Below are 13,198 nucleotides of genomic sequence, written 5' to 3'. Positions count from 1 at the left end.
CGGGCGTAGCTTCGCGCTATTTGAATAGTGATATGCGAAGGTTATCTCCACCGCCCACAGGCGCACATTAAATTTCGTCAGGCGTACGCAGGTTGGTTACTGCTATACGTTCGCCGCGTTTACGCTCACGCTCGGACTGCATGTTGGCGCGATATACACCCTGATCGCCAACCACCCAGGAGAGTGGACGACGTTCTTTACCGATCGACTCCTGCAGCAGCATCAGCGCCTGCATGTAAGCCTCCGGACGCGGCGGGCAGCCTGGGATATAAACGTCCACCGGGATGAATTTATCGACGCCCTGCACGACAGAGTAAATGTCGTACATGCCACCGGAGTTTGCACAAGCGCCCATGGAGATAACCCATTTCGGCTCAAGCATCTGGTCGTAAAGACGTTGAATAACGGGCGCCATTTTGGTGAAACATGTTCCAGCTACCACCATCAGGTCTGCCTGACGCGGTGAAGCACGCAGCACTTCTGCCCCAAAACGCGCAACGTCATGCACCGCAGTGAATGACGTCACCATTTCAACGTAGCAGCAAGAAAGGCCAAAGTTGTAAGGCCAGATGGAGTTCTTACGACCCCAGTTGACCATATCGTGCATGGCGTGTTCGAGCTTACCCATGTACACGCTTTTGTTGACTTCTTGCTCCAGGGGGTCGGTTACGATCTCCTGTTTTTGCAGGGGGTAACGGTCATTCTCACCGTTAGGATCTATGCGGGTGAGCGTATAATCCATCTTATTGCCTCGCTGTTACTGCTGACGATTAGAGATACTGTTTTCCGGGTTGATGTGTTCACGGCGTGAACGCACAGGTGTCCAGTCCAGCGCGCCGATACGCACCAGATAAACCAGACCGGCCAGTAGCACTAAAATGAAAATTGCGGCCTCGACAAAGCCTACCCAACCACTTTCGCGGATGGAGGTTGACCATGCGAAAAGGTAAAGCGCTTCCACGTCAAAGATGACGAAGAACATGGCCACCAGATAGAACTTGGCAGACAGGCGTAAGCGAGCAGAACCCACTGAATCAATACCTGATTCAAAAGGTGTATTTTTGTGCCTTGCGCGGGCACGACCGCCCAGGAACCAGCCGCCGACGAGCATCAGGCAGCACAGACCAATGGCTACAATAAGAAAGATTGCGAATGCCCAGTGATGAGCGATGACTTCTGTGGATGTTGACATACTCATTGCTTACTCATCAAAAGTGATATCTACAACACTGCTCTTGCTGGCAGATGGACATCACATCGATTCATGGGGAGGAACAAAATAACCTTACACTAACTGTCAGAAATGAGACATAGACAGCAAAATGATGTGGTTTTTTACTCCTTTCTATAACCTTTTGTCAACTTTAACAAAGGTTTCTTCACATTAAATTACATCGAGCGATTCTCATTAACATTTCATGCCCTTTAACCCTGGTGGGTTGATGACTTTACGTCAACTGCATGCTGTTGAATCGTGTCCGTTTTGAAGTAAAAGTAATATTACCCTCCTATTTTGACAGGATTTGCCGCTGATTCCTCCCCCCAAATGGGAGTATTTTCTTGATCTGAGACACGCTTTTGTTAATTCAATCAAAAAAACGGCAACATATTTGCTGGTTTTTTAACATGACCGAATCAGTATGAAGATTGAATGTTAAAATGATTATTTTTTAAACAAACAGCCATATTGCATTGATAATTAAAAGATATTCAAATCACCTTCAGGATAAGAGTTACTTTTTTTGTCAAAAAAAAACCACTCCGCAGTAAAATTGCGCGAGTGGTTCTTTTTTACACTTACATTTTGTTACGAGAATTTTAGGTGGTTGATCACTCAAAGTCCCCTTCAACCACCAGCGAATCCCCCCCCTCTTCAGGAGTAACATTCTCGTATTGCCACGGATTATGGTAGTTCTCCATTGCCTCAAACACGACCTTCGCCAGTTCATTGTTACTGGAGGCATTGTGGCAAAGCAGATACTCCGTATCCGGAAGCGCTGGCAGACCGTCTGTTTTACCCAGGACACGGAGATCCGGGCTCATCATCTCTACTGGCCTCGCGGTTACACCAAGACCCGCTTTCACCGCCGCGCGTACGGCAGGCAACGTCGACGCAACGTAAGCCAGACGCCACGGTATATTGGCCTCATTCAGTGCAGCAAGCACCATATCGCGGAACGGGCTTGGATCATCCAGCAAGACCAAAGGAATCGGCTCACCTTTTTGCAACACATATTCGGCTGCGCAATACCAATGCGTTGGCGATGTCCGCAGCGTCAGACAATTAAATTGTCCAGGACGATGCGTTGTTACCACCAAATCAACTTCATTCTCTTTCAGCATATCAACCATAAAGGCATTACGTTTTACACTGACATCCAGAGCAAGCTTCGGATAAACCGAACTAATTCGATTGAGAAGGAACGGTAATATTGTATCGGCTGATTCATCAGATGCCCCTAACGTTAACACTCCCTGAAGATTGCTAAACATTAAGGACATACATGCTTCGTCATTAAAACGAAGTATTTTTCTGGCATAACCCAGAAGCTGAATACCATGTTCCGTTAAGAGTTTATTACGCCCATGGCGCGCAAAAAGCTCTTTGCCAACCAGTTGCTCCAGCCTCTGCATTTGTTGGCTGACGGCGGACTGGGTACGGCAAACGGCAGCAGCAGCTGCTGCAAAAGTGTTGAGATCGGCGACCGCAACAAACGTTCTCAGCAGATCGAGGTCGAGATTCATTATCGGACGATTTGCATTTATCATATCTATTCACTTACAGGTTGCTCGTGCGGAGCTGCCCGGGTTGAAGCTGTGTGTAACAGTTTAGCAATTCCTTCTGAAGGATTTCCCTCGCATCCCGGCCCGGCAGACTGCCTGACAGATAGTTATTGTCCCGCTGTATATCAACAGTCAGAAAGCACGTTTCATGACGTTATTTTTATTATCTTAAAGATTCAGGATATTTAGATGTTTGCAGGCTAATGTAAATTCCATTAAAGAAAAGAACATCCTTCCTGCCATCTTTATCGCAGCGCTGTCAATGTAGCAAGATGTTGCTTCTACACACCAGCCAGAGATAACTCTAACAATAACAATCAACTAATCAAAAAAAGCAGATTAAGATATACAAAAAACAGGTATCTCTCATCTCCCTTCCCGAAAGACATCTTAACCCAAATCCATTTTATTTATAAGTATTATTGCAATATTCAGGATTTAAATGTGTTGATAACTGGATAAACTCACTTTATTAAAATTAACGAAATTTGTGATTTCATCGTTAATAATAAATAAAGTTTAATTTAGATTAAGATTATTCATTAATAATGCTTAACATTATTTTTACATGCGCAACGTTTAGCTCAGGTTATCTATTACAGAGACCGGTTAAACAGAATTCAGATTTTACGAAAAGTCACTGGCAGCAACTGTCGCATTTCAGACCATCACTACAATATCGATTTATTTTTACCAGAGCATAGTTTCTTAAAAATAGAAATATACAGCATAAAATATTAACATTATAAAATTTAGTGACATTTTAAAAAAGCAAATTCGCCTGCAAATAGCAAAATAGATCCCAAAGATTTTCGCGCATTGGACAAAATCTTCTACTGCACACCCTTCAAAATGTGCCGAGGTGGGAGTACATTGTTCCGTGCTGACTTCCACGGCAGGGAGTGGCAATAATAGCGAAAAAGGTTAAAGGTTCATGTCCCCTATCGAAAAATCCAGCAAACTAGATAACGTCTGTTATGACATCCGCGGCCCGGTTCTTAAAGAGGCCAAGCGCCTGGAAGAAGAAGGCAACAAGGTTCTAAAACTCAATATTGGTAACCCCGCGCCGTTTGGTTTTGAAGCGCCGGATGAGATCCTGGTTGACGTGATCCGCAACCTCCCTACCGCGCAGGGGTACTGCGATTCCAAAGGACTCTATTCCGCACGCAAAGCTATTATGCAGCATTATCAGGCTCGTGGAATGCGTGATGTCACCGTCGAAGATATCTATATTGGCAACGGTGTTTCCGAACTTATCGTGCAGGCCATGCAGGCGCTGCTCAACAGCGGCGACGAAATGTTAGTTCCTGCGCCCGACTATCCACTGTGGACCGCTGCCGTGTCGCTTTCCAGCGGGAAAGCCGTGCACTATCTGTGTGACGAGTCATCCGACTGGTTCCCGGATCTCGATGATATTCGAGCAAAAATCACACCGCGCACACGCGGTATCGTGATTATCAACCCGAACAACCCAACCGGCGCGGTTTATTCTAAAGAATTGCTGATGGAGATCGTGGAGATCGCCCGCCAGCACAACCTGATCATCTTTGCCGATGAAATCTACGACAAGATCCTGTATGACGCGGCTCAGCACCACTCTATTGCCGCGCTAGCACCTGATTTGCTGACCATAACCTTCAACGGCCTGTCAAAAACCTATCGTGTTGCTGGTTTCCGTCAGGGATGGATGGTACTAAACGGGCCAAAAAAACATGCCAAAGGGTATATCGAAGGCCTGGAAATGCTCGCCTCTATGCGTCTTTGCGCAAACGTCCCGGCGCAGCATGCTATTCAGACCGCGCTGGGTGGGTATCAGAGCATCAGCGAATTTATCGTCCCCGGTGGTCGTTTGTATGAGCAACGTAACCGTGCATGGGAATTGATTAATGATATTCCTGGTGTCTCCTGCGTGAAGCCAAACGGTGCGCTATATATGTTCCCGAAAATTGACGCGAAACGCTTCAATATTCATGATGATCAGAAAATGGTCCTCGATTTCCTGCTTCAGGAAAAAGTGCTGCTGGTTCAGGGAACTGCATTTAACTGGCCGTGGCCAGATCACGTACGCATTGTCACCCTACCACGGGAAGATGATCTGGAAATGGCGATTAATCGTTTTGGTCGCTTCCTCTCTGGATATCATCAGTAATCTTAATATCAGGCTACTTCGGTAGCCTGATTTGCATCTTGCCTCCCCTCCCCGCACAATGAAGTCTGTCGCAGTGAAGACAAAAGGTAACCTATGAGTCAGAGCCATTTCTTTGCCCATCTATCCCGTCTTAAACTCATCAACCGCTGGCCGCTAATGCGTAACGTGCGTACAGAAAACGTGTCGGAGCACAGTCTTCAGGTGGCTATGGTGGCCCATGCACTGGCCGCAATCAAAAACCGTAAATTTAACGGACAGGTCAACGCAGAACGCATTGCCCTGCTGGCGATGTATCATGATGCTTCTGAAGTACTGACTGGTGATTTACCTACTCCGGTGAAATATTTCAACTCGCAAATTGCCCAGGAATATAAAGCGATTGAAAAAATCGCGCAGCAGAAACTCATCGACATGGTTCCTGAAGAATTACGCGATATTTTTGAACCGCTTATTGATGAACACAGCTATACGGAAGATGAAAAATCACTGGTCAAGCAAGCAGATGCTCTGTGTGCCTACCTGAAATGTCTGGAAGAGCTCTCGGCCGGGAATAACGAATTTTTGCTGGCCAAAAGCCGACTGGAAAAGACTCTGGAAGCACGTCGCAGTGATGAGATGGATTATTTTATGCAGGTCTTTGTGCCAAGCTTTCATTTATCGCTGGATGAGATCAGCCAGGATTCTCCACTTTAGCTTTTCGCCCAGCAGCGCTGCGCTTGCTGGGCCTACAAAACTGAATCGCGGGCCGGGTCAGACGCCGCCGCCCGGGCACATTCTCAGAACGGGAATAGCACCGGAATCAGCACCACGCACACCAGCATGACCAGTATCGTAAAAGGCACGCCTATCTTCACAAAGTCGCTGAATTTATAGTTTCCCGGCCCCAGCACGAGTGTGTTAACCGGTGACGAAACGGGCGTCATAAAGGCCGCCGATGCCGCCATCGCAACCATCATCGCAAACGGATAAGGCGAGACCTCCATCGATTTTGCCATTGCCAGCGCTATCGGGGCCATTAATACGGCAGTCGCGGTATTCGAGATAAATAGCCCAATCGACGCACACATGACAAACAAACACACCATCATCATATATGGTCCATAGCCGCCACCGACATCCATCAATCCTTTGACAACCAGATCAACGCCGCCCGTCTTTTGCAATGCCAGTGCAAAAGGCATCATCCCAACGATGAGAATAATACTCGGCCAGTGAATCGCTTTATAGGCGCTCTCCGCGTCAATACAGCGGAATTTTCCCATCAGCAGGCACGCTATAATTGCCGCTACAGGGTTGGGGATCTCATCAGTTAGCATCAGAGCAACCATCAGCACCAGGCAAAAAATAGCATGAGGAGCCTGACTGTGTGCGGGTGAGGCATCACTCTCTTCAACCGGCATATTGAGCACCACGAAGTCGCGCCCTTTTTGCCCAAGCTGGCTGATCAGCTTCCAGTTTCCTACCACCAGGAAAATATCCCCCAGCAGGAGAGGCTCATCCACTACCGCGCCTTCCATTGCCACGCCATCGCGCTTCAGGCCAACAACATTAAGACCATAACGAGTGCGGAATCCCATTTCACGAACCGTTTTGCCCAGTAGCTCCGATTCCGGAATGAGCGAAACTTCAGCCATCCCTACATCCAGCGCCTGGTCAGAGAAATATTCACCGCGCAGCACCATCGGCTCAAGCAGTTGTTCACTGCAAAACTCGCGCAGGTCAACATCTGCTGTCGACATATCAATCAGAAGGACATCACGCGCCCGAAATTCAGAAACGCCGTTAACATTCACGATCACCCGACGAAACCGACGCCACCGTTCAACGCCAATCACGTTCGCACCGTAACGCTCGCGTAATTTCAGGTCATCCAGCCGCTGGCCTACCATCGGTGAACCCGGTCGAATCGCTAAACGACTTGCCCGCCCCGTCAGGCGGTACTCTTTGATCAGATCGCGGAATGTGCGTCGTTTCCAGCCATCTTTGGACTTGTCCTGCTTTTCCCCCTTCAGGGCAAAGCGGGTCAACAACATATAAAGGACACCCAGAACCAGAATCACCAGCCCAAGCGGCGTTACGCTGAAAAAGCTGAACCCCTGCAAACCTTCTCGCAGGAGTTCACTGTTTACAACGAGGTTTGGCGGTGTTGCCACCAGCGTCATCATGCCGCTGATGAGACCGGCAAAACTCAACGGCATCATCAGGCGTGAAGGCGATGTCTGCATACGCATCGAGACGCTAAGCACCACCGGAATGAAGATGGCAACGACGCCCGTGGAACTCATAAATGCGCCGAGGCCAGCCACGGTCACCATCAGGTAGACCAGCATTTTGGTTTCGCTATTACCCGCAACTTTAACCAGCCAGGCCCCCATAATCGTTGCCACACCAGTGCGCACCAGGCCGTCGCCGATAATAAACAGGGCGGCAATCAGAATGACGTTGGGATCGCTAAAACCAGAAAACGCCTCAGAAAGTGAGAGAGTGCCGCTCAGAACAAACGCGACAATAACAAACAAGGCAACGGCATCCATGCGTACCTTGCCAGTAGCAAAGAGAATGATGGCGATTAACAGCAGGCTTAAGACCCAAATCAGTTCACCGTTCACAACATATCCTTGTCAGAGAGAGGAGAAAGGATTCTGCCATAAAAAGGCCCCATCAGTGTGGGGCTATATCATAGGATTATTTATTCAGCGAGACAGTGACACACCCATCTGCTGACTTAGAAACGGAAAGAACCGTCAATGTGTCGAGCACGAAATCCGCTTCATCCAGACGTGGGGAATCCGCAGGTACGTTCACAGCGATGACATGACTCCCGGCGTTTAACCCTGCCAGAACCCCTGCCGCCGCATCTTCGACTACGACACAGTCCGCGGGTGCAAGCCCCAGCAGTTCTGCTCCCAGTAAAAAGGCATCTGGCTCAGGTTTGCCCCGCGTGACACGCTCCGCAGTGATAAACACTTCTGGCTTCGGTAAGCCCGCCGCTTTATGACGCGCGTGCGCGACAGGAACAGAACCGGAAGTGACGATCGCCCACGGGATCTGCGCTTCATTTAAATGCTCAAGGAGCTCAAGAGCACCCGGCAACGCCGTGATCCCATCAGTGTCCGTGGCTTCAATCTGCTCCAGGTATTTGAACTCAGCCTGAATCTCTTCCTCGGTTTTTCCCGCTAAGAAATGCCGTAAAGACGTAATGGCCTGTTTGCCATGGATAAAATTCAGTACTTCCTGATGGTCGATGCCATGCCTGTCGGCCCAGTGACACCACGAACGCTCAACAACCGGCAGCGAATCCACCAGCGTACCGTCCAGATCAAACAGAAAACCTTTACACTTCACACGCACCTCCCTCAGGCATTAATAATTTGTTGAATTTCGTTGCTGCTCAAATGGTACTGGCGTGGGCAGGAGTGCCATACACTTAACATTCGCTGATATTTCTCCCACATCGGCGTTTGGGCATTAAACCCGTGCGTACCGGCATCAAAGTGGGTATAGCGCCCTTCGGTATTGACCATGAAACGCACATAACTCAGGTAGCGTGCCTCCGTCGCGGCATCAAAGCCGAGGAAAGTCACACGACGCTCATCAATGGTCTGTGCATCTTTAAGATTGGTCCATGACACATGTAGCGCGTGGTACATCTCCATGATGTCGATAACCGTACGGCAGGTTTCTTCTTTCAGTTCACCAAATTCACGGTCCAGCTCGCGCATTTGCAAACCGAAACCGCGTTCGACGATCGTCTGCAAGCGGCTGTAGCGCTCAGCGTTATCGGGATCAAGCATAGTCATCATTTTGTACTGGTTTGACAAAATCAGACGTTGAGCATGGGTCATTTCCATCTTGCGACTCCTGTAGCGCATTGCACTTGAAAAAAAAGACACGGTAACGGTTTGTTACTGTGCCTTCTTTTATTCATCGTTTCGATGATCAATCACAAATCATCGAGGAATGTTTTATCAAGTTGTTTAAATGCTCGCTTGAGGGTATCGGCTAATGCCTGGTAATCCGGCTTACCTTCTACCGGAGCCAATGCCTGCCCTGCCTCCTCAAGTTTTCCACGCACTTCGTAAAACCAGTGTAAAATAGTAGGCGGTAGCGGCGTCACTGAACGTTTACCTAACCACCATAGTCCCTGCATGGGCAAACTGAGCGCAAACAACGCGGTGGCCACAGCGGGACCAAGTTGGCCGCCTAACGCAATTTGCCAGCACAGCGTAAAGACGGCGACCGGTGGCATAAAGCGTATCGCATACCGCGTGGCGCGAATGACGCGGTTTTCAACAAACATAGGCGCAAGGCGCTTTTCCATGGGCCACGTCTTTGCGTAATGCTGGCCCCGACGAAACAGGCTAAAGAAGCTCACGGAGGGGATCTCAGGTGTCGACATGGCTGTACCTCAACTTCACATATAAAAATTAAAATTTTCGTGCAAAACCACAACAAGCTATGACAACGTTCAAAATATTTTGTCATCGCTACCCAGTATCGGGTATTCTGTGCCAGCCTCATAGGCCTTAGACGAGAATCGTTAACTCGTCAAATTATCGCATATTATGCCATTGTCTGAAAATTGTTCAAAATGGCATAAAATCATATGGATTTCTTCCATCATGCCAGAATGTTCTTCTGACATGATGTTAATCATAAATGTCTGAGTCATCTTGCGTTACGCTTCACGACTCACTGACGTTTTTTTAGCCACGTATCAATAATAGGTACTTCCATGTCGAGTAAGTTAGTACTGGTTCTGAACTGCGGTAGCTCCTCACTGAAATTCGCCATCATCGATGCGCTTAACGGTGACGAGTACCTCTCTGGTTTGGCCGAATGTTTCCATCTCCCAGAAGCACGTATCAAGTGGAAAATTGACGGCAGCAAACAAGAAGCGGCTTTAGGTGCAGGCGCCGCTCACAGTGAAGCGCTGAACTTTATCGTTAACACTATTCTGGCACAAAAACCAGAACTGTCTGCTCAGCTGACTGCGATTGGTCACCGTATCGTCCATGGCGGCGAAAAATACACCAGTTCCGTGGTGATCGACGAATCTGTTATTCAGGGCATCAAAGATTCTGCCTCTTTCGCACCGCTGCATAACCCAGCACACCTGATCGGTATCGCTGAAGCGCTGAAATCCTTCCCACAGCTGAAAGACAAAAACGTGGCCGTGTTCGATACCGCGTTCCATCAGACTATGCCGGAAGAATCCTACCTCTACGCCCTGCCGTACAGCCTGTACAAAGAGCATGGCGTACGTCGTTATGGCGCACACGGTACGAGCCACTTCTATGTGACTCAGGAAGCGGCAAAAGTACTGAACAAACCGGTTGAAGAACTGAACATCATTACTTGCCACCTGGGCAACGGTGGTTCTGTTTCTGCTATTCGTAACGGTAAATGTGTTGATACCTCCATGGGTCTGACCCCACTGGAAGGTCTGGTAATGGGTACGCGCTCTGGTGATATCGACCCGGCGATTATCTTCCACCTGCACGACACCCTGGGCATGAGCGTTGATCAAATCAACAAAATGCTGACCAAAGAGTCTGGCCTTCTGGGTCTGACCGAAGTCACCAGCGACTGCCGTTATGTTGAAGACAACTACACCGACAAAGCTGACGCTAAACGTGCAATGGACGTTTACTGCCACCGCCTGGCGAAATACATCGGTTCTTACACTGCACTGATGGAAGGTCGTCTGGATGCAGTAATCTTTACTGGTGGTATCGGTGAGAACGCCGCAATGGTCCGTGAACTGTCCCTGGGTAAACTGGGTGTTCTGGGCTTCGAAGTGGATCACGAACGTAACCTGGCTGCCCGTTTCGGTAAGTCTGGCTTCATCAATAAAGAAGGCACTCGCCCGGCTCTGGTTATTCCAACCAACGAAGAGCTGGTCATCGCGCAAGACGCGAACCGCCTGACTGCCTGATTCCACACCGCCAGCAATGCTGGCGGTGCTGTTTTGTATCCCGCCCAAATCTGGCGGTAACGAAAAAGAGGATAACCCGTGTCCCGTATTATTATGCTGATCCCTACCGGAACCAGCGTCGGTCTGACCAGCGTCAGCCTTGGCGTGATCCGTGCTATGGAACGCAAAGGCGTTCGTCTGAGCGTCTTTAAACCTATCGCCCAGCCTCGTGCCGGTGGCGATGCACCAGACCAGACTACCGCCATTGTACGTGCCAACTCCAATCTGCCAGCGGCTGAACCGTTGAAGATGAGCCACGTTGAGTCTCTGCTGTCCAGCAACCAGAAAGACGTGTTGATGGAAGAGATCATTGCCAACTATCACGCGAATACCCAGGACGCGGAAGTGGTGCTGGTTGAAGGTCTGGTTCCGACGCGCAAACACCAGTTTGCTCAGTCTCTGAACTTCGAAATCGCCAAAACACTGAATGCGGAAATCGTCTTCGTGATGTCCCAGGGTACTGATACTCCGGAACAACTGAAAGAACGCATCGAACTGACCCGCAGCAGCTTTGGTGGCGCGAAAAACAGCAGCATCACTGGCGTTATCGTTAACAAACTGAACGCCCCTGTTGATGAACAAGGCCGTACTCGCCCTGACCTGTCTGAAATCTTCGATGACTCGTCTAAAGCGAAAGTGGTCAAAGTGGATCCGGCTAAACTGCAGGACTCCAGCCCACTGCCAGTACTGGGCGCTGTGCCATGGAGCTTCGACCTGATTGCTACCCGTGCAATCGACATGGCGCGTCACCTGAATGCGACCGTCGTTAACGAAGGCGACATCAACACCCGTCGCGTGAAGTCTGTTACCTTCTGTGCACGTAGCATTCCGCACATGCTGGAACACTTCCGCGCAGGCTCCCTGCTGGTGACCTCTGCTGACCGCCCTGACGTGCTGGTTGCAGCGTGCCTGGCCGCAATGAATGGCGTTGAAATTGGCGCGATCCTGCTGACCGGTGCATACGAGATGGACCCACGCGTGAGCAAGCTGTGTGAACGTGCATTCGCGACTGGCCTGCCGGTATTCATGGTGAACACCAACACCTGGCAGACCTCCCTGAGCCTGCAGAGCTTCAACCTGGAAGTTCCGGTTGATGACCATGAGCGTATCGAGAAAGTTCAGGAATACGTTGCAAGCTACATTAATGCTGACTGGGTTGAATCCCTGACTGCGACCTCCGAGCGTAGCCGTCGCCTGTCTCCGCCAGCCTTCCGTTATCAGCTGACTGAACTGGCGCGCAAAGCGGGCAAACGCGTTGTTCTGCCAGAAGGCGACGAACCACGTACCGTTAAAGCGGCAGCTATCTGTGCAGAGCGTGGCATCGCCACCTGTGTGCTGCTGGGTAATCCAGATGAAATCACCCGTGTTGCTGCATCTCAGGGCGTTGAACTGGGTGCGGGTATCGAGATCGTTGATCCAGAAGTCGTTCGCGAAAGCTATGTTGCGCGTCTGGTTGAGTTGCGTAAGAGCAAGGGCATGACCGAAGCCGTTGCCCGCGAACAGCTGGAAGACAATGTGGTACTGGGTACGCTGATGCTGGAACAGGACGAAGTTGATGGTCTGGTTTCTGGTGCTGTTCACACCACCGCAAACACCATTCGTCCACCGTTGCAGCTGATCAAAACTGCACCGGGTAGCTCTCTCGTTTCTTCCGTGTTCTTCATGCTGTTGCCTGAACAGGTTTACGTTTACGGCGACTGTGCGATTAACCCGGATCCAACAGCAGAGCAGCTGGCCGAAATCGCCATCCAGTCAGCAGATTCCGCGATTGCCTTCGGCATCGAACCGCGCGTGGCAATGCTCTCCTACTCTACCGGCACATCAGGTGCGGGTAGCGATGTAGAGAAAGTCCGCGAAGCGACGCGTCTGGCACAGGAAAAACGTCCTGACCTGATGATCGACGGTCCGTTGCAGTACGACGCCGCGGTTATGGCTGATGTAGCGAAATCTAAAGCGCCGAACTCTCCGGTTGCAGGTCGCGCTACCGTGTTCATCTTCCCGGATCTGAACACTGGTAACACCACCTATAAAGCCGTACAGCGTTCTGCTGACCTGATCTCCATCGGGCCAATGCTGCAAGGTATGCGCAAACCTGTGAACGACCTGTCTCGTGGCGCGCTGGTAGACGATATCGTCTACACCATCGCACTGACTGCGATCCAGTCCTCACAGCAGCAGTAATTTTTGACTGTACGAAAAAGGCGACCTGATGGTTAATGCCGATCAGTTAAGGATCGATTGACCGATCCGGTGGCTGGTGTAAAAAGGGTTCCATGTTCATGATGGAG

Annotated in this window: 11 protein-coding genes; 4 read left to right on the top strand and 7 right to left on the bottom strand. The window is 49.8% G+C overall.

The window, feature by feature from the left end:
* Window positions 1-67: 67 nt before the first annotated feature.
* From nuoB to lrhA, 3 genes are all read right to left on the bottom strand, one after another.
* The gene (gene nuoB / locus GF617_RS17255; RefSeq protein WP_003861482.1) at window positions 68-742 is read right to left on the bottom strand and encodes an NADH-quinone oxidoreductase subunit NuoB; all 675 of its coding nucleotides are present in this window, start codon (window positions 740-742) and stop codon (window positions 68-70) included.
* Window positions 743-757: 15 nt separating this feature from the next.
* Entirely contained in the window at window positions 758-1,198 is a 441-nt protein-coding gene (nuoA, locus tag GF617_RS17250) for an NADH-quinone oxidoreductase subunit NuoA (protein WP_014071109.1), read from the bottom strand.
* Window positions 1,199-1,830: 632 nt separating this feature from the next.
* Entirely contained in the window at window positions 1,831-2,769 is a 939-nt protein-coding gene (lrhA, locus tag GF617_RS17245; RefSeq protein ID WP_181620227.1) for a transcriptional regulator LrhA, read from the bottom strand.
* 949 nt (window positions 2,770-3,718) lie between these two features.
* Here lrhA and alaA point away from each other — a divergent pair.
* Both alaA and yfbR read left to right on the top strand, forming a co-directional pair.
* Window positions 3,719-4,933: an alanine transaminase AlaA gene (alaA, locus tag GF617_RS17240; protein ID WP_203452155.1), complete on the top strand. Its 1,215-nt coding sequence runs from the start codon at window positions 3,719-3,721 to the stop codon at window positions 4,931-4,933.
* Window positions 4,934-5,026: 93 nt separating this feature from the next.
* Window positions 5,027-5,626 carry a 5'-deoxynucleotidase gene (gene yfbR, locus GF617_RS17235; RefSeq protein ID WP_203452154.1) on the top strand — a complete coding sequence of 200 codons (600 nt, stop codon included), beginning with the start codon at window positions 5,027-5,029 and terminating at the stop codon, window positions 5,624-5,626.
* Between the two features lie 83 nt (window positions 5,627-5,709).
* On the opposite strand, the gene GF617_RS17230 is transcribed toward yfbR, so the two are convergent.
* The 4 genes from GF617_RS17230 to yfbV form a co-directional block, all read right to left on the bottom strand.
* Window positions 5,710-7,542, bottom strand: a complete 1,833-nt coding sequence (locus GF617_RS17230; protein WP_203452153.1) for an SLC13 family permease — start codon at window positions 7,540-7,542, stop codon at window positions 5,710-5,712.
* A 76-nt stretch (window positions 7,543-7,618) separates the two neighbouring features.
* Entirely contained in the window at window positions 7,619-8,278 is a 660-nt protein-coding gene (locus GF617_RS17225) for a sugar phosphatase (protein WP_181620231.1), read from the bottom strand.
* Between the two features lie 11 nt (window positions 8,279-8,289).
* Complete coding sequence (locus GF617_RS17220) at window positions 8,290-8,784, bottom strand: YfbU family protein (RefSeq protein ID WP_181620232.1); 495 nt, start codon at window positions 8,782-8,784, stop codon at window positions 8,290-8,292.
* Window positions 8,785-8,876: 92 nt separating this feature from the next.
* Window positions 8,877-9,332 carry a terminus macrodomain insulation protein YfbV gene (yfbV, locus tag GF617_RS17215; protein ID WP_203452152.1) on the bottom strand — a complete coding sequence of 152 codons (456 nt, stop codon included), beginning with the start codon at window positions 9,330-9,332 and terminating at the stop codon, window positions 8,877-8,879.
* Window positions 9,333-9,668: 336 nt separating this feature from the next.
* On the opposite strand from yfbV, the gene ackA reads away from it, so the two are divergent.
* Both ackA and pta read left to right on the top strand, forming a co-directional pair.
* Window positions 9,669-10,871, top strand: a complete 1,203-nt coding sequence (gene ackA / locus GF617_RS17210) for an acetate kinase (RefSeq protein WP_181620234.1) — start codon at window positions 9,669-9,671, stop codon at window positions 10,869-10,871.
* Between the two features lie 78 nt (window positions 10,872-10,949).
* Entirely contained in the window at window positions 10,950-13,091 is a 2,142-nt protein-coding gene (pta, locus tag GF617_RS17205; protein WP_203452151.1) for a phosphate acetyltransferase, read from the top strand.
* Window positions 13,092-13,198 lie beyond the last annotated feature (107 nt).

It is taken from the genome of Lelliottia sp. RWM.1, assembly GCF_016859735.1.
Taxonomy (GTDB): Bacteria; Pseudomonadota; Gammaproteobacteria; order Enterobacterales; family Enterobacteriaceae; genus Enterobacter.
This window is presented reverse-complemented; position numbering and strand designations above follow the sequence as displayed.

Coding starts and splice junctions, on each gene's coding strand:
- nuoB (WP_003861482.1), bottom strand. CDS start 742: ATGGATTATACGCTCACCCGCATAGATCCTAACGGTGAGAATGACCGT.
- nuoA (WP_014071109.1), bottom strand. CDS start 1,198: ATGAGTATGTCAACATCCACAGAAGTCATCGCTCATCACTGGGCATTC.
- lrhA (WP_181620227.1), bottom strand. CDS start 2,769: ATGATAAATGCAAATCGTCCGATAATGAATCTCGACCTCGATCTGCTG.
- alaA (WP_203452155.1), top strand. CDS start 3,719: ATGTCCCCTATCGAAAAATCCAGCAAACTAGATAACGTCTGTTATGAC.
- yfbR (WP_203452154.1), top strand. CDS start 5,027: ATGAGTCAGAGCCATTTCTTTGCCCATCTATCCCGTCTTAAACTCATC.
- GF617_RS17220 (WP_181620232.1), bottom strand. CDS start 8,784: ATGGAAATGACCCATGCTCAACGTCTGATTTTGTCAAACCAGTACAAA.
- yfbV (WP_203452152.1), bottom strand. CDS start 9,332: ATGTCGACACCTGAGATCCCCTCCGTGAGCTTCTTTAGCCTGTTTCGT.
- ackA (WP_181620234.1), top strand. CDS start 9,669: ATGTCGAGTAAGTTAGTACTGGTTCTGAACTGCGGTAGCTCCTCACTG.